The 23,173-nt window shown below is 46.4% G+C and carries 18 protein-coding genes; 7 read left to right on the top strand and 11 right to left on the bottom strand.

Annotated elements, in window-relative coordinates; genetic code table 11:
* Positions 1–164 precede the first annotated feature (164 nt).
* From V1467_RS02700 to recC, 4 genes are all read right to left on the bottom strand, one after another.
* The gene (locus V1467_RS02700) at positions 165–617 is read right to left on the bottom strand and encodes a hypothetical protein (RefSeq protein WP_416307265.1); all 453 of its coding nucleotides are present in this window, start codon (positions 615–617) and stop codon (positions 165–167) included.
* A 424-nt stretch (positions 618–1,041) separates the two neighbouring features.
* Positions 1,042–2,934, bottom strand: coding sequence for an exodeoxyribonuclease V subunit alpha (gene recD, locus V1467_RS02695; RefSeq protein ID WP_416307264.1), 1,893 nt, complete (start codon positions 2,932–2,934; stop codon positions 1,042–1,044).
* Positions 2,931–6,491, bottom strand: a complete 3,561-nt coding sequence (recB, locus tag V1467_RS02690) for an exodeoxyribonuclease V subunit beta (RefSeq protein ID WP_416307263.1) — start codon at positions 6,489–6,491, stop codon at positions 2,931–2,933. Before recB ends, recD begins: the two co-directional genes overlap by 4 nt.
* Positions 6,488–9,760: an exodeoxyribonuclease V subunit gamma gene (gene recC / locus V1467_RS02685; RefSeq protein ID WP_416307262.1), complete on the bottom strand. Its 3,273-nt coding sequence runs from the start codon at positions 9,758–9,760 to the stop codon at positions 6,488–6,490. Before recC ends, recB begins: the two co-directional genes overlap by 4 nt.
* 258 nt (positions 9,761–10,018) lie before the next feature.
* On the opposite strand from recC, the gene V1467_RS02680 reads away from it, so the two are divergent.
* Complete coding sequence (locus V1467_RS02680; protein ID WP_416307261.1) at positions 10,019–10,360, top strand: PDZ domain-containing protein; 342 nt, start codon at positions 10,019–10,021, stop codon at positions 10,358–10,360.
* A 33-nt stretch (positions 10,361–10,393) separates the two neighbouring features.
* On the top strand, positions 10,394–10,750 hold the full coding sequence (locus tag V1467_RS02675) for a Fis family transcriptional regulator (RefSeq protein ID WP_416307260.1): 357 nt from the start codon (positions 10,394–10,396) through the stop codon (positions 10,748–10,750).
* Here V1467_RS02675 and V1467_RS02670 read toward each other — a convergent pair.
* On the bottom strand, positions 10,747–11,847 hold the full coding sequence (locus V1467_RS02670) for a glycoside hydrolase family 88/105 protein (RefSeq protein WP_416307259.1): 1,101 nt from the start codon (positions 11,845–11,847) through the stop codon (positions 10,747–10,749). The genes V1467_RS02675 and V1467_RS02670 overlap by 4 nt on opposite strands.
* Before the next feature lie 253 nt (positions 11,848–12,100).
* On the opposite strand from V1467_RS02670, the gene V1467_RS02665 reads away from it, so the two are divergent.
* From V1467_RS02665 to V1467_RS02655, 3 genes are all read left to right on the top strand, one after another.
* Complete coding sequence (locus V1467_RS02665; protein WP_416307258.1) at positions 12,101–12,850, top strand: glucose 1-dehydrogenase; 750 nt, start codon at positions 12,101–12,103, stop codon at positions 12,848–12,850.
* A gap of 179 nt (positions 12,851–13,029) precedes the next feature.
* Positions 13,030–13,554, top strand: a complete 525-nt coding sequence (locus V1467_RS02660; protein ID WP_416307257.1) for a hypothetical protein — start codon at positions 13,030–13,032, stop codon at positions 13,552–13,554.
* A 71-nt stretch (positions 13,555–13,625) separates the two neighbouring features.
* On the top strand, positions 13,626–14,252 hold the full coding sequence (locus V1467_RS02655; RefSeq protein WP_416307256.1) for a hypothetical protein: 627 nt from the start codon (positions 13,626–13,628) through the stop codon (positions 14,250–14,252).
* Here the strand turns inward: V1467_RS02655 and V1467_RS02650 are convergent.
* The 3 genes from V1467_RS02650 to V1467_RS02640 are packed head-to-tail and all read right to left on the bottom strand — an operon-like array spanning position 14,239 to position 15,787.
* The gene (locus tag V1467_RS02650) at positions 14,239–14,439 is read right to left on the bottom strand and encodes a type II toxin-antitoxin system CcdA family antitoxin (RefSeq protein ID WP_416307255.1); all 201 of its coding nucleotides are present in this window, start codon (positions 14,437–14,439) and stop codon (positions 14,239–14,241) included. The genes V1467_RS02655 and V1467_RS02650 overlap by 14 nt on opposite strands.
* 13 nt (positions 14,440–14,452) lie before the next feature.
* A complete protein-coding gene (locus V1467_RS02645) occupies positions 14,453–15,301 on the bottom strand; it encodes an EamA family transporter (RefSeq protein ID WP_416307254.1) in 849 nt (282 codons plus the stop codon).
* Positions 15,302–15,304: 3 nt separating this feature from the next.
* Positions 15,305–15,787, bottom strand: a complete 483-nt coding sequence (locus tag V1467_RS02640; protein WP_416307253.1) for a CreA family protein — start codon at positions 15,785–15,787, stop codon at positions 15,305–15,307.
* 142 nt (positions 15,788–15,929) lie between these two features.
* Between V1467_RS02640 and V1467_RS02635 the strand changes: the two genes are divergently transcribed.
* Positions 15,930–16,880, top strand: a complete 951-nt coding sequence (locus tag V1467_RS02635) for an alpha/beta hydrolase (RefSeq protein ID WP_416307252.1) — start codon at positions 15,930–15,932, stop codon at positions 16,878–16,880.
* A 97-nt stretch (positions 16,881–16,977) separates the two neighbouring features.
* A complete protein-coding gene (locus V1467_RS02630) occupies positions 16,978–18,075 on the top strand; it encodes a hypothetical protein (protein ID WP_416307251.1) in 1,098 nt (365 codons plus the stop codon).
* Positions 18,076–18,103: 28 nt separating this feature from the next.
* On the opposite strand, the gene V1467_RS02625 is transcribed toward V1467_RS02630, so the two are convergent.
* The 3 genes from V1467_RS02625 to V1467_RS02615 all read right to left on the bottom strand — a co-directional run bounded on the left by V1467_RS02625 (position 18,104) and on the right by V1467_RS02615 (position 23,115).
* Positions 18,104–19,513: an MATE family efflux transporter gene (locus V1467_RS02625; RefSeq protein WP_416307250.1), complete on the bottom strand. Its 1,410-nt coding sequence runs from the start codon at positions 19,511–19,513 to the stop codon at positions 18,104–18,106.
* Between the two features lie 291 nt (positions 19,514–19,804).
* Complete coding sequence (locus tag V1467_RS02620) at positions 19,805–20,155, bottom strand: hypothetical protein (protein ID WP_416307249.1); 351 nt, start codon at positions 20,153–20,155, stop codon at positions 19,805–19,807.
* Between the two features lie 647 nt (positions 20,156–20,802).
* Positions 20,803–23,115, bottom strand: a complete 2,313-nt coding sequence (locus tag V1467_RS02615) for a S9 family peptidase (protein WP_416307248.1) — start codon at positions 23,113–23,115, stop codon at positions 20,803–20,805.
* Between the last annotated feature and the right edge of the window lie 58 nt (positions 23,116–23,173).

Here is a 23,173-nt window from a genome sequence, read left to right as displayed (position 1 = left end):
GATTCAATCGGTCAAAAATTTCGCCGATTCGGTAAATTGGAAAAAGATCGACGACATTACTGTGCGTATTCATCAGCACATCATGCGTAAAGTGTAACGTTTACAGCGCTGTAAAATAACAAGCAATTAAAGAGTCACCATCAGAGTGTTTATCTTTGATTGGTTTAATTTTGCTCCATGTGCTCTATGCGCTTCACATCGATTATTTCCCCTGACATTAAAACCGCAACAACGTTTTTTGCACCGTACATTTTATTGCCATCGAGAATGGGATTATATGCAACGACGTAGTACCAATATTCGGTAGATGAAAGACCCGCAAAGCAAAGATATTTAACTAACTCGATGCTACGTATTTCTATCCCATCAAATTTAGGCAGATTACTAACGGCCCAATCTGAGACTAACAAATGCGCTTGATACGCGGTTAAAGGGGCTGGCGTCATACTATTGGGGGACCAAGAGCCTGCGTCTTTAATTTTGCTTCCCGGAATAATAAGAGCATACTCGTCACCGGTTTCGGCTCTTGTTGATCTCACCATGTGTTTTTCACAATACTCGGTGTTAGCCATTGCCAGCGCTGGCATAAAAAATAAAGTAAATAGTAAAAATTTCATGAAGAACTTCCCTGTTTTTGTCGTTGCTACAGCTCTTTATAGCTCAATAGCACTCGTTTAGCACTGGAACAATACATGATGTAAATTACGTTTCAACATTAGAATATATTCTCTAGAGGCTGTTTATCTTTCATATTCAGCACTGTTGAGAAATGAAAATTTCTCAATCGAGGCGAAAACAGCGTAGTTTAGTCATCTAAATCAGTCTGTTTTCCCATTTTGTTTAAAAAGAGTGGGAGTGAGGGATTTTCAGACTCAACCCAAAGGGCTGGGGCTATTTTTCCTTCTCTCTGCGTTATCAAACGCTTAAAGAGAACCACTCTTCGCGCATTTTCTGCCTTGTGAGAAGAAAAAATAGCCACCAGCAGTGGTGAAGATGAAAGATAAACAGCCTCTAGTGTAATCGAATCAAAGCAACATCTATTCACTCTTCTGGAATTAACCGACCTTTTAACCCCGAATAGCGATTAGCCGGATTATTAAACGCGGCTAACCAGCTGTTTTGGCTGGCGAACAGGTATACATGCTCTCTGGCACGGGTAATGCCGGTATAAAGCAGTTCTTTGGACATCACCTTATTGCCTTTGGCGGGCAGCATTATAGCAACACGCGAAAATTCTGATCCCTGGGTCTTGTGAATGGTCATGGCATAAACCGTTTCCACCTTGGGCAAACGACTTAGCGCCACGTTACGTAATCCGTCGGCCTGTTCAAAATAGGCTACTAGCTGGCCCTGCTCAGATGGCCAGATAAGTCCGACATCGCCGTTAAACAGACCGTTGGCATAATCATTTTCGGTCACCATAACAGGTCGTCCGCGATACCAGCTGGATGCACGATGAGTTCCACCATAAAGCAACTGTTCTATTTTACTATTGACCGCTTCCACCCCGGCATCTCCTACCCGGGTCGGTAATAAAATTCTGAATCGATGAAGGGCGTTAAATGCTTGCTGAATATCCATTGCCTGGGCAACAGGTCGAAAATAGCGTTTCGTCAGTGCGGCCAACTCGACGGGTACTTCTGTTCCGTCAACTGACAAATCTGCATCAAACAGTGACAGTTGCCCTTGTTCAAATAATGATGCCTGCAGATTATCCTGGTCTGATTGGCTTTGCTGCAGCAAAGCCCAGCTGGCCTCGGCCTGATCGCCAATTACCATACTGGCCAAGTGGCTAATACTTTGCTGACTGGCACTTAGTGCCTGACGATGGGTCTTGTTCAAAATGGTCAAGTAGTCGTAATCGGGTTGTCCTTCGCTTGCCGACAGGGCAATTTGCCAATCTGCAACATCAAGCAAGCCGATAATATTCGCCACCGTCCCTGCCGAATAACCGGGATGCGGTATACAACTGATATCCCGCATCACCTGCCCCACTTCGACTGAAGCTAACTGCTGGGCATCACCCAACAAAATCAGTTGGGCCGAATCCGGTAACGCGCGCAATAACCGGGTCATCATCGGTAAATCCAGCATCGACACTTCATCAATGACCAAGACATCACAGTTTATTTGCCGTTCGCGATGAAACCTGGGAGACACAGGATCACGGCTAATGCCGAGCAAACGATGCAAGGTTGAAGCATCGGTATCCAGTTCAATGGCTAAATCCTGTCGTTGTTGAATACTGCTCAGGTTATTACTGATGGACTCTTTCATACGCTGGGCCGCTTTGCCGGTAGGCGCGGCCAGTTTGATCTTTAATCCATCTCCATACAGCCATTTGAGCGCCAGCAATAACTTGGTCACCGTATAGGTTTTACCGGTACCCGGCCCACCGGATATGACACTTAGCCTGCGCTGCAATGCATTAGCCACCGCCACCGCCTGATAATCGACCTCGCGACTGTTTGCCTGTTGCGGGAATAACGCGCTTAGCGCTTGTCGGGCAGTCTGTTGTTGCTGTGTATCCAGTGAAATTGAATGGTGAATCCTCTGCAATAAATTGCCCGCAACTTCTTGCTCAAACTGCCAATAGCGACGCAGATATAAACAGCCGTCCTCGAGTACTATACTCGCATCATTTTCGGTACCAATATCCAGTAAACACAACTGTTGCTGAAGTTCGTCCAGTGTGGCAAAGGTATAACCCTTTTTACCCACACCATCGGCCCACAGGGTTTTATCAGCGATTATCATTAGCGGCATACAACTACTGCCATTGCGCAAAAACTGGCTTAAGGCAATAAAGCAGTGCAGTAATAACGGGTTATCCGGTTGGCCAAATTCGGTCAATAATTCGCTGGCGACAAAATAATCGATGGCTTCTACCTCGGCCAGCGCATTCATACAATGTTGACTGCTGCTATAACTCATGCCGTTTCTCCGGCAAACACCTGTACCTTAAACAGGTTATCCAGTTTTCTGACCTGTTCGGCCGTGACGCTGGTTGCATAAATCCCGTTATCCGATCCGGGTGACATGCCGCGCAGATACAAATAGTACACTCCACCCAAATGCCGTTGCGGATCATAATCCGGCAATGTAGCGCTTAAATGGCGATGCAAGGCAAGGGTATAAATCAGGTACTGTAGATCGTAGAAATGCGTTTGCATATCGACAAGAATATTGGAATGTGAGTAATCACTTAAGCTATGACCAAGATGGGTAGACTTATAGTCAACCACGTAATAGCGGCCCTGATGTTCAAAAATCAGGTCAATAAAGCCGTGCATCATACCTTGCAAATCATCGGGTAAATTAAAATCATTATCGGGCTGCTGGCGATACTCGGCCAGAAACTGCCCTAATGCTCCACGCTGATGGGTATGCATATCAAAATAAAATTCACTCTCTCGGCTGGTATGTTGCAAGTCCAGATCCTGCAATCTCAACTTTTCCTGTTGCGGATACAGGCTAGGTAATTCCGTTGCCAGACATTCCGTCAGCCAAGCCTGCAGGGCAACAATATCCAGCTCGGGATCAGCGTATGCCTGCACCGGCAACGCAAAGGCATCATCCCAATTGGTTTGATTATCTGCTTGGCTAAAATCCAGTAATTCCAGCGAATCATGCAGCAAATTGCCGGTATGTGCGCCTTTGGCCAGAGTAAAACGTAACGGAGCATCTTGATCGATAACTGCCGCCTCACTGACCACTGCCTGATCGACCCGTTCTTTATGATCCAGCCGGGTATGCTGGCTAAAGCGGGTAATCGCCGAGAATGAACTAATCCGCCATGCTGCGCTAATTTCACCGTTAAAACGACTCACGCCCAGCACCGCAGGCGCATTGTCGCCACCACTATGCGTTCTGGATTGACCGGGATGCCATTTTGCCAGCAACTGTTGGTTGTCCATCACGCTAATCGCCGACTCAGACTCAGCCAAATTTTGTAACCGAGTAAACAATTCTTGTCCGGGTTCGACTTTGGATACCAGTCCCAACGGGGTTAAGGCGATATTTTTGTCCCCTTCACTGGCCCCGACATAGCAGCGATAAATCGCGCGCGTCACCGCCACATAAAGTAACCGAGCTTTTTCGGCGTTGTCTTCCTGTGTAACCCATTGGCTTACCTGCTCGTCCGGTTGCAGACAAAACCGGTTATAGCCCGCCTCATGATCATAATATTTCAGGCATTCTCTGGGGCTGTTACCCCGTTTAACCGGATCACTGTATTCGGTGGCAAAGGGAATAAAGACAAAGGGATATTCCAGCCCTTTTGAACCATGTAAAGTACTGATTTTAATTAGGTTAGCTTCACTTTCTAGCCGCTGCTCACTGGTTTCTGCCCGATCCTGCAATTCAATTTGCTGAACAAACCAGTTTTGCAACTGGGCCGGATAACGAAATTGCTGCGATGCCTTTTGCAACAATTCCAGCAAATGCAGAATATTGGTTAGTGAGCGCTCATGCCGTTGCGGATCGGGCTGGAAAGCATCATGTATCAGCCCCATCATCATAGGTAAAAAACCCTGTACGTCCCATTGATGGCGTAACAAAGCGAAGTCGTCGCGTTTTTGTTGCCAAAGGCTGTCATTATCGGGTTGTTGCAAATCAAACAACAATTGGCTGTCGCCTCCCAATAACCGGGTAGACAGCGCCGCCACCAGTTTACGATCATCGTGAAACGCCAGAATGCCGTCCATCACCCGTTTTAGCTCTTCGGCTTCGACACTTTGATAGACCGACTGGCGATCACTGAGATACACCGAATTGATGCCATGCTCGCGTAAACTGTCCTGCACCAGTTGGGCCAACGTCCCTTTGGGTACCAGTATGGCGATATCGCCAGCTTGCAATGGCTGCTGCTTGATGGTGACTTGCGCCAGCAAACGCTGAATTTCGGCCACCATCGCATCAACAATATGCTGCTGGGATTGATCTTTTTCGTCACGACTTAAACCTTTATCCGGCTTGGCCATATCAGGGCTGTCGATAACAAAATTCAGCGCACGGATATCGCCATCCGGATCATCAATATCGGCGTCCGAACTACGTAACTGGTCTTCTGCGGGGTAACCGATATCCATATACTCAATCCCCTGACCAAACACAGAATCTCCCTGATTCGAGGCCTGGAACAAGCAGTTGTATCCGCTAATCACCTGCGGGGTAGAACGCCAGTTAGTATCCATCACCCAATGAAAATCCGCCGCCTGACGCGCATTCAGGTAAGTGAAAATATCACCACCACGAAAACGGTAAATAGCCTGTTTGGGATCGCCGATCATAAACAGGCTTTTATCCGCACAACCGGCCGGATACAGCCGTTCAAAAATGCCATATTGATGGGCATCGGTATCCTGAAATTCATCCACCAACGCCACCGGATATTGCTTGCCCAATGCGTCTGCCAATTTCTCCGCATGATCCGACTGCAATTGCTGACTGAGTAATACCACCAGGTCGTTCACGTCCAGCTTCGACGCCGCCAGCTTGGTTTGCGCAAAACGTCGACGAATATACTCAATACCGCTAGTAATGAGTTGGCGGGCAGGAATAGAGGCTTTTTGGTTTTGCAGTTTTTCAATCTGTTTAAACAACACCATAGGTCGCTCGCTAACGAGCAGGGGTTTAACCTTTTCGAGCGCATCGGAGTTAGCAGACTTTATTGCGCGATCTTTTTTGAAAAAGCTTTCGTAAGCTTTTTTAAGCTCCTCAACGCTGCAATCCGGTGACTCAAGCCATTGACTTACTTGTTGCCACTGTTCGGCACGATTGGGATTCTTGGGTGCCTCCTCCACCAGCACTAACTGGATATCATCGGCTAAAGGCAGAAGCAGATTTTTAAGCTGCAATTTAATTTCTTGCTGTTTGGCAGCGATGCCTTTTTCATCCAGCACCGGCTGAATGTCTATTGTCGATTCGATAGCATCACGATAAGTTTGATAAAACTGTTGCGGATCTTTTTTGTTTAATAACGCCAGCTGCACCGCAGATAAACTACGTAACCAGTCACGGATGGTATCCATCAGCAAGTCGGAGCAATCCACTTCCAGATTCGCTTCCGGCGGTACACCATTTAAATAGGCCTGTTGCTGCAACGCCTGTTTGCAGAAACCGTGAATAGTCGAAATCGCCGCTTCATCCATATGCAGCAACGCTTTATGAAGTAAGTCCCTACTTTCTTTTAACTCTTCATTATTGTTAGATTCATGGCGATAAGCAGACAAAGTCCGTTCGGTCTGTGCCAATGCATCTCGAATTTCCTGAGCAATCCGGCCACGTAGTTCTTCAGTGGCGGCTTTGGTAAAGGTCACGACCAGAATCTGCTGCACCCCGAGTTTTTTCTCCAGCAGCAAACGCAAATACAACTTGGTGATATTGTAGGTTTTGCCGGTACCTGCACTGGCTTCTATCACATGGCGGCCGTGCAACGGCAAATCGCTAACGTTCAGTTTTTGCATCTGAATGGAATGTAACTGACTCATGATTTTTTAGCCCTGCCGGTCTGTTTTTGAAGATGCTGATACAGCGGTGCATACAAGGTTTTAAGCGATCGGAACAAGGCCTCATCCAGCGGCGGAACTTGCGGGTAAAACCAGGACAGATAACCCTCACGATCCAGCGGAGTATTTTGATCGGCAAAGCGTTTGCTCCAACTCTCCTGACATTCTTGCAGCGTGGCAATCTGCGGTTGTTCAACCGGCTCAAACAGGGCGCGCCCCAACTCGGCGTGCAGTAACAAAGGTCGTTGACTGGCCTGCTGCCAGGCAAACAAAATAGTTGTTAGCTGCGCCTGTGCCGCTGTTTTATCCAGCACCGCATCAATCACCACCGGATTTTTACGATCTTCACACCAGCCTTCCGAACGTAGCGGTTTATCCAGCGCAATGGTGGCCAGCAAATGTTGCAACCATAAACGCATATCATCCTTGCCTTTGCGCGACGCCGGACGCCAGTAAACCAGCAAGTTGTCCTCAGCCCGGTAGTAAAAATCAGCGCTGACAGCAATCGTTTGTTGTTCTGCTATCTCAATATCAACGGTCACCGATTGCCTTTCGCTACCGGTCAGGCTATTTGCCATTAACGCCGAAAAATCCTGCATTTTTGTCTGTAATTCAATCAGCTTATCCTGACAATACTCGGCCCGCGGCAACCGCCCGGCCAATTGTTGCTGGTGGATAAAGTCGCTGTCCTGCTGTTGCAAGTTGGCTTGTAACAAGTGGTCTTTTATCGCATAACTGGCCAATGCATCCAGTGCAAAAGGTTCGTTATCATCCAGTTGCACACTCTGATCTTTCAGCCACATATTCAGGCGCTGATTAGCAAAAAACGCCAGCGGGTTATCCAGCGCTCGTACCAGCTCATTGACATGCATGGACTCTGTCGGCCAGTCCAGCGGTTCGACAGGATTCAACAGCTGGTTTTGTCGCGCCGATGCCAGCGGTAACGCCATATTCAGCCAGCCCTGATCAAACCCGGCTTGGGGAGCAATAAAGTTGGCGACGCTAAAGGGATGCAGAGATTGTTGATGCACTTGACCTTGTTGACCAATCTGTTGGTCCGAACGGCCCCCAGTTAACCAGCCATAGCCCTGATGCAGATAATCGAGTAATTCCTGCAACACCAGTGAGGGCTGCTTGGGATTATTGTTTTTAATATCATGACCCACATAACTTAAATACAGCTTGTCACGGGTGGAAAGCAGCGACTCCAGAAACAGATAGCGATCATCATTGCGCCGCGAACGATCGCCGGGACGGCTACCCAACTCCAGTACATCAAAACTGTTTGGCTGACTCTGGCGGGGAAACTGGCCATCATTCAGTCCCAGAATGGCGACAACTTTAAACGGGATACTACGCATCGGCACCATGGAAGAAAAAGTTACGGCGCCGGTTAAAAACTGGTTGTAGTTATCGGCCTGACTAAAACGCTTTTGCAAACTATGGCGGATCACCGCTAACGGAATTTTTTGCTGGTTGTCAGCCAATTCATGCTGTTTGCGTAAGTCAGTAATCACTTTAGTTATAATTTCGTCGGCTTCTTCCCCCTGTTGTTCAGCAAAAAATTGCTGTTTCATTTCCATCAGGCAGTGCTGCCACTCCTGGCTGTTACGCGGAGTATTTAAACGACGCTCGTAAAATTGCAGATTTTCCAGTAACTGCATCAAACGGCCAAGCAATAGCGACGACGCCCCTTCTACCGTAGGCAAGACCAACCATTGATGCTGATACTGATCGACTTTGATGTGCTCAACATCCGCTCGCATAAAGCCCATCAACAACCGACGTAATCCCCACCGCCAGGTAAAACGATCATCAATCTCGGTGCTGTCGGCATTGATCAATTTCTGGCTATGTTGCTGATCCAGTCCCCAATGCACGCAAGCCTCAGCCAGCCAGCGACACAGCGTGTCTACTTCGCTTTCCTCGATACCAAAACGTTCAGCAATGGCAGGCAACTTTAAGTAACTGATAATTTTACTCACCGAAAAACGGCTATCCGGCAATTCCAGCAAATCCATATACGCCGCGACTAGCGGTTCGGCGTCCAGTGGCGCCCGGTCGGCCACCGAACAGGGCAATCGCGGCGAATCAGCCTGCCATTCTGCGTAAGGATGACGAAATACCGACAACACATAAGGCGCGTAATCTTCCACACCAGGGCACAAAATCAGCACATCACGGGGGCTGAGCTCCGAGTCCTGATTAAATTGATGTAATAGCCAGTCGTGCAGGGTTTGCACTTCACGCAAGGCGCTATGGCAGGACACCAGATGAATACTGTTATCGATTTTGCTTTGCGGTATCTGGCGGGCATCGACCAGTTCCAGAATATCCTGCTGAATCTGTTGTAATAGGCTAGACTCTGCCTCGGGAGGAATATGGTCAGCCTGCAAGCTAATCTCGTTATGCCCGCCTTCCAGCAAACGATTAAAAAAATCCTTACCCTGCTGACCTAAATTGGCCAATAAGGGATTGCTGACTTCGTCACCGTTAATGGCGTCCGCTTGGCGACGGCTGCGCATTTTATCGGTCACCACATCGCCCCAGAATTCAAAACAGGGATTAAGATGAAACAGGTGAATATTGATTTTTTCCGACAGGGTTTTAAACAACTCCAGCGTTTGCGGCGGCATATGATTGATGGCGAACATAATCAGATGTTCGGGTAAATCGGTCGGGGTCAGCTTGGCCAGTAAACGCTGTTGCACCGCCAGCGGATGATGCGGATCCTGTTCCACCAGGGTTTTCCATAAATACGCTTGCCAATGGGGGCTATTACCCTGGCTCCAGCTATGCAGTTCCTGTGGACGGAACATTAAATACTGTTCGAATAAATCCGCCAGTTCAGACGCCAGCTGAAAACGCATCATTGCTGCAATACTGACATTACGCTGCCAATAACTTCGCAGCTCGGCCTCCATCACCAGCGGATGCTGATTAAACGCATCGGAATCCAGAATTTCGTCAATCCGCCAGCGCAATACGTCGCGACTATAGGTAGTATCGGTGGGAACATTGTCCATTACCTGCCGCGCGGTTTGCCAGATAAAGGCCGAAGGCATTTTAAACTCGAACTGCATGGCAATACCGGCACGCTTGGCAATTTCCATCTGCAACCAATGCTGCATCGCCTTGTTCTCGACCAGAATAGTCACCGGCTGCAACGGCGAAACCCGCACGTTATTCAACAGCGCCAGTAGCACATCAACATGATGTTCCAGTTTGTTCGAGGGATAAACGGTAAGCAAAAATAACGTCCTTTAGATTGCCGGTTGAAATTATCAAGCCAAGCCTAGCATTTTGCCTATTGAGGTGGGTAGCGGCATTTTGGATTTTATGAAGTGGTAAATCCTGTCATCAACATCTTACAACTTGCAATCCAGACAACCATATTTTGGCACATCGCATATTGGTCAATCCATGTTAAAGTTTTGCAACGCTATCGATGTCTGCTTCATTCAGCGCATGATTAACTTAGGATACAACAACGAATCAAGGACAAAATTATGCAAAAAATCACCTTCACAATATTAGTTCTTTTATTCCTGTTACCGCTTAAGACATGGGCGAAAGGCAGTATTGGCATGGGAGCCGACGTGTCGGTAGATGGAATATTTAGTCCAGAGGTGGTCGAATTTAAAGTAAAATCAGTGGTTGAGGGGTCTGCTGCAGACAAAGCAGGTGTGACGGTCGGTCAACTTGTTATCGCCATTGATGGGTGCAAAATCCCCGGCTGCTCCACCAGTAAGGCGCAAGACCTGATGGATAAAGAAACTGGCGATATATTGCCATTACTAATAAGAAACAAAGATGGTAGTGAGCAACTGCTTACCATCCATGTAGAATAAAGTATTTACCCTTCTTTTGATTAAAACCTACTAATGAAAAAAACCGTTAAAAAGCTGGATAACAATGTGATTAAAGCGCTGACTTTGGCCTGTGAAACGGCCAAAGACAAGGTACCGGGATTTAGCTGGTTAACCCACACGGCCAGTTATGATCGTTTTCCCGGTAGTTTAATGGTGACTTGCGTGTTTGATACCGATGAACAACTTAAACAGGCCTGTGAGCAGGAACATGATCGTTATATACGCAAGCTAATTCAGGGGCATTTACTCAAAGTTGGTGTCGTACTTAAAGATGTTCGTCAGCATGTATTTTTTGACACCGAACAGCAATGCGAGTTACAGCATGGTGGCGACTGGGATACCCGCATCAACAATAAAACGCTGCACTAATTAGCGTGGCTTAATCCCAATAGCCGATTAACAAACCATAATAACGGTGCCTGTCCGTGGTAATCCCCGACTGTGGTGGGACGCTGCAAATAATATTGCATATCATCACTTTGCCCTGTGCCCACACAAACATCGGTTAGCTGTCCGTTATCATTAAGATAATGCATCAAACCCAACCAGGCTCGCTGGTAAGCACGGGTGTATTCGGGTTCGGTTAAAATGCCTTTTTCCACCCCGACTAATATGGCATAGCCAAACATCGCCGTTGCCGAGGTTTCCTTCCATGCCTGTTTGTTGTTAACCAGTTGTCGCCACATTCCATCGTCAGCCTGATAGTTAATCAGGGCATCCATCATTTTGCGATAGCCGCTAACAATTTGCGGGTAATAGGGGTTATCTGCCGGTAATTCGGTAAGCAATTCCGCCAGACCGGCGGCGACCCAGCCATTACCTCGCCCCCAGAAAAAAGGGGCTTTTTCCCCGTGAAAAAACAAGCCATTGTCCTGTTGTAGCTTTTCAAGATAAGCGACGGTTTGCAATGCTGCACGTTGCAAATATTGTTGGTTTTGAGTCACCCGATAGGCCTGCATCTGCAGGGCATTCACCATCCAGATATCATCTATCCAGTAACGGATTTGATGGCTCATACCGTTTTGCAGCGGCTTTAACCATTGTGCATCGGCCAACATTAGGCCCTGTTTGCGCGCAGCCAAATCGTGGCTAATTAAATAGCGCTGCAACGGCACAATACCATACACATTGGCATCAACATGATCGGCCTCGACTAATTTATCGGTACCGGGAGTCTGCTGATAACGCTTTTGCAGTTGGTTTAGCAATTTACTATTGCCAGTCTGGTCGGCAAACTTTAACGCAGCATACCCCAGCGCCGCCTCGGCATAATGAATACCGGTAAAATGGTCACTGATATACATCATATAGTTATCATGACGAAGCAAGTCGGTTATCACCTGCTCACCGACTTTCTGCGGCGGCAACGCACTAGCCCAAAAAGGTTTAGCGGGGTTGGCTATCGCCAATGTGCTAACCAGCGTTGTGATTAACGCAGTAATTATTTGGATGGAAAAACGAGACATAAAAAACAAATCCGGTGAATCGGCTAATCCCATCAGCATAGACCGCAATAAAACGGCTTTGCATTAGCGCAATATCATAGTGCCATTGTGATATTTAGATTTTTTGTCCATAGCCAAAACGAAAAAAGACTTTTCAATCCTGGCAAGCTACATGATTAATGGTTTAAACATCACCGTTGTCTATTTAATCCAGATTTGATTATTGTATGATTTAAAACAAGATTTTAATAAACGGTTAATAAGCAGGAACATCATGAACCATTCTAAAGTAGTACTGATCACAGGCAGTAGCAGAGGTATTGGTGCCACCACCGCCAAACTTTTTGCTGAAAATGGTTACTCTGTTGTGCTCAACTATCAACACTCCCAACAACAAGCTGAACAACTTAAGCAGGAAATAACCGATATGGGCGCGGCGTGTATTGCTGTTCAGGCAGACGTGTCGAACGAATCTGAAGTCGCCAACTTGTTCCGTGCCGCTGACCAACTGGGCGTATTATCGGTACTAGTTAACAATGCTGGAATTTTGGATAAACAGGCAAGACTGGAAGACATCAGCGCAGAACGGTTTAAAAACATATTGGAAGTCAACGTATTGTCTTGCTTTTTATGCACCAAAGAAGCGATTAAACGCATGTCCACCAATCATGGTGGCGTGGGAGGAACCGTTGTAAATGTCTCCTCGGGCGCCGCCAAAACCGGCTCGCCGAATGAGTATGTGGATTATGCCGCATCTAAAGGCGCAATGGATACCTTAACGCGCGGCGCGGCAATGGAACTGGCCAGCGAAGGAATCAGAGTCAATTCAGTCAGACCGGGGCTGATTTATACCGACATGCATGCCTCTGGCGGAGAACCCAACCGAGTTGACCGCTTAAAAGAAAAAATACCGCTAAAACGAGGCGGTACACCACAAGAAGTCGCCGAAGCCATCCTGTGGTTAGCAACAGACAAATCCTCATTTGTCACCGGCAGTTTTATTGATACTACCGGTGGTTTATAAGGTTTAAAAACAACTGTTTTCTATTTTGCTTTAATTCTATTAATGTATGATTTAATGCAGGTTTTAATGAATATAGTGAATTGATATATTAGCCATACAAGTGACTGTGCTCCTTCACCGCTAATTTTATCCAAGCATTTATGAGTCCATTAGCAATGGTGTTATGAGAATAGAGTAAAATGTCGAATTTAAGCTTAGAAGCATGGAAAAATGTTAAGCAAACACAGCAAAAATATGATTACTTTATCGTAGGGTTAAGCAGTACATTATTTGCGTATCTTGGCTCTAAATTCACACCGGGTGCATTATCGTTCTCACAGAATTCATTTGAGCTTGCAGCTTTAACATGTTTCTTAGTATCAATTCTTTTTGGCATTTTTCGATTGGAAAGTGATATTGCAATTCAGTCAACTGATTATAAAAAAACTCAAGCACAAGAGCGCCTTGATGTAGTAAATAAAATAATTAATTTGCCGTATAGAAATATTGACCTAGATTCTGGTAACGAAATTACAGATTCTGAAGCCAAAGAGCATCAAAGAATCCTAAAAGAATTTGTAACCAAATCAACTCGTGGTTTAGATAAATTAGGTGGCCGCTATAAATTTTATTTTAAAGTGAGAAATATTGCTCTGTTTTTAGGCTTTATATCACTTGTTTTATCTAAATTTTTGGCATTGTATGCAGCATCGAAGAATGCATAACAAGGTAAACCTTTGAACCGACTAAGCTTTACCATCTGAGTGTCCCAATTGACTGACTTAGGTTTATCTGAATGAATCGTATCTTTCTATTTCTTATCATATCGCTATTTTGTCATTCGGCTATTGGCCAAAATTATCTTGAACCTATACCTCCCTTTGATCGCACTAGCTACAACGAGGCGTTATTAGAATCATTTATAGATAATAAAGATCCTGAGTTATGGATGATTGTTAAGCCTAGTTTTGAGCTTCCATATGCCATAATTCTCTATAGTCAGAGTGGGAAATATTATTTAACCTCAGTCGAAGCAAAAGAAGATATATGGAAATATAAAAAGGTTGAAAATTATCACGTTTTAGATATTGAACCGACGAAAAATGTAGACATCAAATCAAGCAGCTTTAAACATGATGAACTGCAAGAAGTATTAGAATCTTGGAGGTCAGGGTTAAAGTTAACCAGGTATTCATCTAAAAAGAGGTTAGGCAAAGATGGAACCACCTATATGTTTTATTCTAAAAACAGACTGTACGGTCAAACCTGGTCACCAGAAGGTGGATTAGCATTAAACTTTGTAAAACTGGGAGAAACTCTTCGTCAGTTGGTTTTTAGCTCCGATGAAAATAAAGAGAAATTACTAATTCAAGCTCACAATTTAGCAAAAAATATTAGAGAGTACTCCCCTAAAAAGTCTTGAATTCATCACCAAAAATACCATTTTCTTCAATAAAGCCGTTGTATGATTTGATAGCGTTTTTATTGTCTTTTGCCCAATGTTCTGCACTAGCGTTAGCCCGTTTAAATCTAACCGATTGTTCTAAAGTGGCTGACAAATTAATGTCCGCCACTTTTTTAGAAGCAGTGCTGCCAAATCGAGATTTCATTATCACTATACTCTTATCCCCTAACTTGCCACTGCTTATTTAGCCACAATGCCACTAAAATAATCCCGCCGCCGAGTGCCAAGCGCAGAATATCGGCGTTGTGATTCCAGATCAGCAGGTTTACCAGTATGCCGGCCGGAATTAACAAGTTATTCATTACCGCCAGTGCGCCGACGTTAACCAGGGTTGCGCCTTTATTCCAACCAAAAAAGCCAAGGCCAGAGGCGATAATGCCCAGATAAATCAATATACCCCATTGCAAGTCGGTGGTGGGCATTTTGGCCGGATTACCGAATATGCCGTAACACACGCAAGCGACAATCAGCGCACCAATAAAAAACCAGCCGAACACAGTTTTTTGATCCACATTATGCTGCACCATTAAACGTTTATAACCGACTTGCCCGGCGGCAAAACACAGGTTGGCGCACTGCACCATGGCAAAACCCAGTACAAAATTGCTGTCGATACCGTTATAACGGATAGCGACGGCACCAGCGGTGGCGATGGCAGCAACCAGCAAAAAATTGGCGTGAAAACGGAGTTCAGCAAAATCATTGATCAAGGTGATATAAATAGGTGTCATCACCGTAAATAACAGAACTTCCGGTACCGATAAAAACAGGAAAGACTGATAGTAAAAACCGTACATTAGCCCCAGTTGTATCGCACCAATCAGCATCAATTTCACTGCGGTTTTACTGTTCACCTGACGCAAGCGCATAACAGGTAAAAACACCAAGGTGGCCAAAGCAATGCGCATTAATACCGCAAACCAGGGATCGACCTGCCCGGCCAGATATTCACCAATTAAACTAAAAGAAAACGCCCACAGCAGGGTAACCGCAATCAGATAGGCCAAAAGTTATTCGCCCTGTTGAGAATTTAATTGAGCAGGTTGTTGGTATGCCTGTGTACCCCACAACGGAACGGTGGAGAGGCTATGTTTAAAGCTGCCGGAGGTTTCTTTGGTGGAATAGGAAACATACATCAAGGTTTGGGTTTCGGGATCGAAAATCCGCCGTACCTTCATATTTTTAAACAGCACACTTTTGGATTTGGTAAATACCACTTCACCGGATTTGGACTTATCGATTTGGGCGATCATCTGTGCGGTGATCTCGCCAGTCTGGCGGCAGGCAATGGAGCTATCCGACGGATCGGCCAGACTCAAATTGGCCTCAATGCTGGCCACATGGCAGGTGACTCCGCTGACTATCGGATCAACCAGGGTATTGAGCTTAATATCTTTGGTGGTAAACAAGCCTAACGAAATATCCCCTACTTCATTTTTATCGCAGCCGGTCAGTAATAGTGTCAAACAAACTAATCCCAGTAACTTTTTCATCTGCCATTTCCTTTTTAAGTTCGTTGCCTATTCTAAAACAAGATACAACGCTCTGTACGACTGAATTTGGCAAAATTGTTATAGATAAAGACAATTAAAACCGATTAACTAAGCCAGTAGCGACTCAAAAGGACGGCTCACCATGAAACATATACTGTTGATACTTGCCTTACTAACGTTATTCAGTGCCAATGCTGCCGAATTACCGATTAGAACCGGACTAACACTCACCGCCGATCATTTCCCGCAACAAGGTGTGCCCAAGGGGGAATTAAAAGGGCCATTTGAGTTCCATAGCCAGATTATGGCCAATACGGTGCGCCGCTACTGGTTGTTTATTCCAGCACAATATCAGCCATCAAAACCCGCTAGTGTATTAGTGTTTCAGGATGGGCAACGCGCCACTAATCCCCAAGGTTCATTGCGGGTGCCACAAGTGATGGAAAACCTGATCGCCAAAGGCGACATGCCAGTCACTATCGGGATTTTTATTACGCCGGGTAACCTGTCCGAACATTATCCGCAGAATCTGGGCATGAGTAACCCGGATCATCGCGCCCCCGAATACGATGCCATGGACGATCGCTATGCGCGCTTTATTGTGGAAGAAATGCTGCCTGCCGTTAGCAAGGATTACAACCTGACCAAGGATCCGGAACAGCGGGCGATTGGCGGCACCAGTAGCGGTGCCATTGCTGCGTTTACGGTGGCCTGGCATCGGCCCGATGTATTTCGCAAAGTGTATAGCTCTATCGGTAGTTATGTATCAATAGGTTTTGATGCCGACAGCCAGCCAATTAAACTGGGCGGGCAGGATTATCCGGCGCTGATCCGCCGTGAGGCCATTCGCCCGTTGCGGATCTTTATTCAGGACGGCATCAACGATCTGGATAATGAATGGGGCAACTGGTTTTTAGCCAACCAGCAAATGGTTAAGGCGCTGGAGTATGCCAACCGCATTGCCGACCAACAGACGCTTGAAGGGGCGCGTTATCAACTACGCAACGTCTGGACAGACGGCGAACACAATGACCAGCATGGTGGTGCTCTGCTACCGGAAGGATTACGCTGGTTATGGAAGGCAAATAACTAAACCTGAATTTTTTACCCCCCGTCACTGACATCATTCTGTCACAATTGATTGCAATGCTTACCGATCGGCTATTCCGATCTAATCCGAGAGGTAGGCAATGCAGTTTAATTCGATCAAATACCGACTGGTACTGATTATATCTGTTTGTGTTATAGGCATGCTGGTGCTGGTTATCAGCCAAATTCACTATACCAACCAACTGATTAAGCTGAATCAGCAAAACAAGTTACTGTTACACCTGAATGCCGACTTGTTGCAATTACGCCGCCATGAGAAGGACTTTTTACTGCGACACGATAAACAATATGTCGAACAGTTTCAGCAACGTGCTGAACAGTTCGAACTGAACATGCGCCAACTCAGTGACGATGCGGCGATATTTTTTCCGACACAGGCCATTTTTAACGATATCCAAACCGGTTTTCCCGTCTACCGGGATCAGTTTCTTAAGCTGGTTGGTATCCATCTGCAAATTGGTTTAAATGAAAATAGCGGCTTTCAAAAACAGTTTCGCGATGCCATCCATGAACTGGAAGAGATGTTCGATGCCAACAACCTGAATCGGTTCCAGGTGATGTTGCTGCAGATCCGCCGCCATGAAAAAGACTTTATGTTACGCCGGCGAATGGAATACGTTGATAAAGAGCAGGCAATGTACCATCAGCTTGAGCAGGCGATTGCTCATTATTCGGGGGCGAATCAATCACGCTTGAAAGCGTTGTTGAACAATTACCAGAACAGTTTTATGCAACTGGTTGAGGCTTACCAGCAAGTGGGTCTGGATCATAATGATGGCATGCAGGGTGATTTTCGCCAGCAAGCCCATCTGGTAGAAGAGCAATTAGCGATTGTCGATCAGAAACTGGCACCGATGATTGCCGAGCGCGAGCAACAGGTTAAACGTAATGGTTTGCTGATCGCCGGACTCACCTCGCTGGCACTTATCATTTTGCTGATCCGCAGCTTTATTACTTTTCAAAGGGCATTTTCCGATTTCGTCATCTTCTTTTATCGTTGCAAGCGGGAATATCAACGTATGGATGAAAAGAAACTGGGCTTTGCCGAATTCAAATCGCTCGCCGCCGTGGCAAATGAAATGGTTGAAGCCCGCAGGGATATGGAGGTGCGCCTGCAACATGCTAACGAACAACTACAAAAACTTAGCCAGGAACAAAGGGTAAAAACCGGCTCATAAAGAGCCGGTTATTACATTGTCGAGCCAATCACACTGATTGTAATTTCCACTGACCGCGCCTGAATACCACCACACCCACAATGGCAATCAGGGATTCCGCCAGGGTAATCGCCATAAACACGCCATCAGGCCCTTGCTGCATGGAATGGGCTAACCAGTAGGCCAGCGGGATCTGGAACAACCAATAACACAAAAAGTTGATTTTGGTCGGTGTCATGGTATCTCCTGCACCATTAAAGGCCTGCACCACAATCATACCAATACCGTAAAAACCATAGCCGTAACTGATATAACGCAAGCAAGCGACACCGTATTCCATCACTGCAGGCACGGTGGTAAATATCCCGATAATTTGCTCGGCAAAGCAGATAAAGATCACCGCCACAAACAGCATAAAATACAGATTGTAACGGGCGACTTTCCACACCGACTGCTCGGCTCGCTCCGGTTGTTTGGCCCCCAGGTTTTGCCCTACCAAAGTCGCCACAGCGTTACTCATTCCCCAGGAAGGTAAAATGGTAAACATAATCACCCGTACCGCAATGGTATAACCGGCAACCGCAGCGCTGCCATAAGCAGAAACAATGCGCACCAGCGCCACCCAACTGGCAGTAGCGATAATAAACTGCAACATACCGCCCAGTGAAACTTTGGCAATCCCCAACGCCACCTGAGGCACAAATTTCAGGTGATGTAACCGCAACGCCAATCGACTGACATGGCCGCGTAAATGATACAACTGGTACAACACGCCTATGCCGCGCCCAATATTGGTTGCCACTGCTGCGCCGGTCACGCCCATTTCCGGAAAAGGCCCAACTCCGTAAATCAGCAGCGGATCGAGCACAATGTTAATACCGTTAGCTAACCACAGTGAACGCATCGCGACTGTTGCGTCGCCTGCGCCACGAAATAACGCATTGATTAAAAACAGGTACAGTATGGTGACCGAGCCACCGAGCATAATAGAGGTATAGCTTTTACCGGTGGCCAATACATCATCCTCGACGCCCATCAGTTGCAGGATATCGCCAGCGTAATTCACACCTAACACCCCGACAATCAAGGCGACAACCAAACCAATCCACAAGGTTTGGCCTGCCACAATATTGGCTGCTTCCAGGTTTTTCTCGCCAATGCGTCTTGCCACTGTGGCGGTAACGCCCATGCTAAAACCAATGGCCACAGCATATAGCAAGGTGATCACCGCTTCGGTTAACCCCACTACCGCAACGGCGGTGGCACCGAGTCCCGAAACAAAGAATATGTCGGTAATGGCAAACACCGATTCCATTGCCATTTCCAGTACCATCGGCACCGACAGCAAAAATGCTGCGGTGCCGATTGAGCCTTGGGTAAAATCCTGTTCAATATTTCCCGATAAGGCTTGTTTAAACAATTGATATATAGAAGGTTTATTATTTTTTTGTGCTGTCATCAGAAATTCCATATCACAGCTCACGATAGCCAAATCGTGACCTGCAGATTTAAATCAATACAAATGGGGTAACCTTATTACCCGTGCGTAAAAATACCGCGACTTATCAACGGTTACTGGAAGGAGTGTTTCCGAAAATTTCTAGCTAGATTAACAACACTGAAGAGAAATGATCGGAAACCCAACAACCGCATCGGCTTTGTTTTTTAAGCGTACATTGTTCATTGGTCTGCTCTCCGAACATTCAAAAGGGAGGACTAAATTGCCAGCAGGGCAAAAAGTTGTCAATAATTATTTTGTTGAAGTTGAAACAGGCTTCTGTTGTCGCCCGATCCGGTATACATCGACAATACCAATCACCCAACAAACGAGCATCAGGGTACCCATATAACCCATCATCGGATCTTCGGCCTGCTGAGCCAGAGCGACGGTAATCGCATCAATGTTCGGTGCAATTTCGCCGGCCAGAATTTGGTCGGCAATCAGCTGCGCCCTGTCCCAGGTAGAAATGAATAGCTGCCAACCGGCCAACAACGTGGTGAATACCAGTAAACTCCCCGCCAGCGTTTTTTTTAATACAAAATGCCCGGAACCAGGGCACAACAGCGCAGAAAATAACAAGGCTTTGGTGGACTTACGCATACTTGAGGTGACTCCAATGGCGCAAAACAGATAAGACAATCATAAGATTGATCGGTTTAATAATCTGTAAAAACTATATTTTTACATGCTGAGGGTATAAAAACATAGGTGTAATTTCGACTGTTATCCCGTTCGTCCTGAGCGCGAAGGATGAGGTGTTTATGGTTCGACTGCTTCGCGCTCACCATGAACGGCGTTTTTTCTTAGCCATTCAAGATGACACACTTGCAGAACGAAGGAACACTTTGAACAATCTGGGCCCCGTTCCGGCTCAAAACACAACCGGAATGACGAAGACTACCGGGGTGACAGGAATTCAACAGATACTATAAATTAGTCATTGTCGGGCTAAAGCCGCGACCTACAAGCTTTGCTTCTCGTTGTAGGTCGGCGCTTATGCCGTTCAAAAGAATGCCGCAAAACCCTGTTCGCGAAAGCAGTTCCGTCATTCCTGCGAAGGCAGGAATCCACACAAACAATCTGGGCCCCGTTCCGGCTCAAAACACAACCGGAATGACGAAGACTACCGGGGAGACTGGAATTCGACAGGTCCTATAAATTAGTCATTGTCGGGCTAAAGCCGCGACCTACAAGATTTGCTTCTCGTTGTAGGTCAGCGCTCAGGGCGAACGGAGTCTTAGGTATAATTAATGTCCGCTCTCAAGCAAATTGGTTTTAAAGAAATTTGCCATCATGGTCATCTGGTGCAAACTGGTGCCCTTACCTTCACGCAAGGAATGCGAACGATTCGGGTAACTCATAAACTCGAACTGTTTATTGTATTCCACCAGCTTGTTAATCAGGCGCTCAGAGCCCTGATAGTGCACATTGTCATCACCGGTACCGTGGATCAGCAACAACTTGCCTTGCAGATTTTCGGCGAAGGTAATAGGTGACGCCTGATCATAGGCCTCACGACCGGTTTCGGTGGTAAAAGTATCCGGCAAGCCCATATAACGTTCCTGATAGATGGTATCGTACAGGCGGATATCCGGCACCGGCGCACCGGCAATACCTACCTTGTATTTTTCCGGATAACGGAACAACATATTCAGGGTCATGGAACCACCACCTGAGTGCCCCCAAATTCCCACGCGCGACGTATCGATATAACTCCAGCGTTTGGCCATTTCATCCAGTGCTGTTGCCTGATCTTTGGCTGCCAGCGTACCGATATGACGGTAAATCTGTTTGCGCCATTCACGGCCACGTGGAGAACGGGTACCCCGATTATCAATTGAGGCGACAATAAATCCTTGTTCAGTCAGGTACTCAAACCACAGTGGGCCACTGCGTCCCCAGCTGTTTTTAACCGTTTGTCCGGCAGGCTCCCCGTACACATAAAACAGGATGGGATATTTTTTGCTCGGATCAAAATCGGCCGGACGCATGATCATGCCATCCAGCATGGTGCCGTCATAACTGGGCACCCGGAAGAATTCCATATCACTCATGGCAATACCGGATAACGCTTCGGTCACTTGATGATTATCTATCAAAGTGCGGATATTTTTATGCTCCGGCAGGCTGATGATGTGGTACTGGGTCGGAGTACGGAAACTGGAATAGGTTTGCACTGCCAATTTACCGTCCGGTGAAATCTGGTAGCCATTACTGCCTTTGTATTTTTCAGGCGTGACTCGCTCAATGTCACCGCTACCGTCTAAATTAGCGCGATACAGATATTGTTCGATCACATTGTCTTTACCCGATGTGAAATAAATGTCGCCCTGTTTTTCATCTACGTGGACAATTTCGGTAATATCGAAATCGCCCGGTGTAATATCCTTGATCTGCTTGCCATCACGACTCACCAGATACACATGTCGCCAGCCGTCACGTTCGCTGATTTTCAGGAACTGCTTGCCGTCGTTCAGCCATTTCACATCGTAGTAACGTTCGATAAAGGCCTTGTCGGCATCGACAAAAATATTGCGTGCCTTACCGGTTTTGACATCGACCAGATAATGATCATTGTGGTTTTGCAAACGATTGACCTTCTGCACCAGGATCTCGTCGCTGTTACCCGACCAGTTCATACGCGGAATATAAAAATCATCGGTATCGGCCGGGATCTTGGCCCATTGGGTTTTACCACTTGCCAGTGCGGCAATACCAATACGTACTGTAGCGTTTTTTTCTCCGGCTTTGGGATAGGGAAATACCGTTAAGGTGGGGTACAGTGCATCGGTATTGTTGATCATGGTGAAATCTTTTACCGCACTGGTATCCAGTTGCCAGTAAGCAATACGCTGGCTATCCGGACTCCAGCGGAAACCGTCAGCAATGGAGAATTCTTCTTCGTATACCCAGTCAAAAATACCGTTAATGATATGACCTTTACCATCCTGGGTCAGTTGCTGGATGGAATAATCGGTCAGTGATTGCACATAGATATTGTTATCGCGTACATAAGCGACCGATTTGTCATCAGGCGAGAACTTGGCAAACATCATGGTTGCCTCTTCGGCTTTTTGCTTGCCTTCGCCCAATTGCGTTAGCTTGCCACTGTTAATATCCAGCAGCCAGTAGTCACCGCGGCTTTTACTGCGCCACACTTTTTGGCTATTGGTGTACAACATCAACTGGCTTTGGTCGCTATTCCACTGGTAATCATCAATTTCCAATGGCTTGTCCTGACCTTCAGGTATCAAGGTTTTGGCGCTAACCAGAATCTGTCGTTGGTCGTTACCGGCCTGGTAACGCACAATATCCTGCGCGTCTTCTATATCGGCAGACTTTTCTACCGCCGTGTAGGAAACACCGTCCTGCATCCAGCGCACAGAACCCAGTTTTTTAGTCGCGTAGGTTTTATTTTTGTACAGATTTTCAAGGGTCAGTTTGTTGGGTGTTGCAGACATCTCGTTAGTCATAGAATTGGAGTGGGTATTTATTGTAGAGCTACAGCCTGCCATAGATAAAACTAACAGCAAACCCAGCACCGGACGTGGCATACTCATCAATTGCCTTCCTCTTATTATCGGGAATACGGAAATTACATATTTTGCCGAGAACACA

This window comes from Neptunicella plasticusilytica (assembly GCF_047922965.1).
Taxonomy (GTDB): domain Bacteria; phylum Pseudomonadota; class Gammaproteobacteria; order Enterobacterales; family Alteromonadaceae; genus Neptunicella; species Neptunicella plasticusilytica.
Note: the sequence above shows the minus strand (reverse complement) of the source record. Positions and strands in the feature narration are given on the sequence as shown.